This is a genomic window from Rhizobium sp. FKY42 (assembly GCF_005222835.1).
Lineage (GTDB): Bacteria > Pseudomonadota > Alphaproteobacteria > Rhizobiales > Rhizobiaceae > Neorhizobium.
The window spans coordinates 1-1311 of the sequence record NZ_STGA01000035.1; the positions used below are offsets into that span (position 1 = coordinate 1).

Sequence of the window (1311 nt, forward strand, 5' to 3'; positions counted from 1 at the left end):
GAGGGCGTCTCTGCCCGCGGCACCATGGACGGCGTCTCGAAGTTCCAGTCGCCGCCGGAGCGCTTGCCGGATTGTAATCTACTCAAATGTAATCCACGGCACGCCCTGCACGAGCGAGCCGCCATGGGCACAGGGATCGCCCAGCCGCGCCACAGCCTTGCCCTCAATGTTGGCAATGGCAGAGCCACCGGTAATCCTGTCCGATGTCGTGGGAACGCCGGTGCAAAGCAGGCTGTCTCCCACCGTTGCAATCGGAACGCCTTCAACGGTCACGAAGCTCTGCTGCGTTGACACCACCGGTCCGCCCACATGCGGTTTCGGACCCGGATCAACCATCGGGCAGATATGCATGTGGTTTTTGAGGGTGATGAACGATCCCATTTATGGCCACCTTAAGAGAGGTAAAATTTTAGAACACGAGCGGCCGATAGTCAGATAGATCTGCGCCGCCGACGCGCGGTTTGGATCTCCAAATTATGGTTCTATCTGACTTTTTACCCTCGCTTACTATATTCCTATTATTTTCATTCTGGCATAAAAATTCGAACAAATATATGCAATTTAATGGAAAAATAACTTCTTGTTCAAATATTAATGGGTCTTCTTCCAGATTTAATTTAATCGTCTCTATCATTTTTCGAGGATCTTCTTCGAATATTCGTTTTGATCTGTATGTAATATGAATTGCTTTGTTTGTTGCCATTATTTCAGAAAGTTTATTGAGCTCATATTCAAATACTACGCCAGTTGAATGAGTTTCGATTAATGTGGCCGGGCGCGCGGATTTAACGTGCGCATCTACTGCAGCTGTAACGGTGTCGGTGCTAAAGCCTAGTGAATTCAGAAATGATGCCGCTTCATCAGCAGGCATCGCTTCATTACCGCGCGATGCCAATACCCCACCGTATCCGGTAAATTGATGGATTAATTCGCGATGCATCCCAAAATGAATTTTTCCTAAGCCTACTTTCGGGCGAAGAATCCAGTCGTCGTTTTCATTCTCACTTATCATCGAATTATTCCATGTGATTGAAGGCATTTAGCATACAGCATCATCTGAGCCATCGCAGAATCATATTTAGCCGGATCACCGGCAGCAATTGCGATCTGCTTTACGTCCAATGCATCTAAAGCGATTGCATCCATCACGCGACCTTGTGCGATGAGGCTTTTTTGTCCTGCATAGGAACTGCTTTTAATCCGACCTCCATATGACGCAGTTAGCTGATGATCTTCTGGGGCCATTTGGATTGCAGGACTAACGTTTGGATGCAGTGGAGACAATGATTTTGCCGGCATATGATGGCTATC

At 47.6% G+C, this 1311-nt stretch carries 3 protein-coding genes; all 3 read right to left on the bottom strand.

All coding sequences use genetic code 11. From position 1 onward, the window contains the following. Positions 1-78: 78 nt before the first annotated feature. The gene (locus tag E8M78_RS15895) at positions 79-381 is read right to left on the bottom strand and encodes a PAAR domain-containing protein (RefSeq protein ID WP_137135993.1); all 303 of its coding nucleotides are present in this window, start codon (positions 379-381) and stop codon (positions 79-81) included. Between the two features lie 28 nt (positions 382-409). Further along, positions 410-1012, bottom strand: a complete 603-nt coding sequence (locus E8M78_RS15900) for a hypothetical protein (RefSeq protein WP_137135994.1) — start codon at positions 1010-1012, stop codon at positions 410-412. Then, on the bottom strand, positions 1009-1311 hold a 303-nt coding region (locus E8M78_RS23345; RefSeq protein WP_205910246.1), incomplete at its 5' end, for a hypothetical protein. The genes E8M78_RS15900 and E8M78_RS23345, both read right to left, overlap by 4 nt.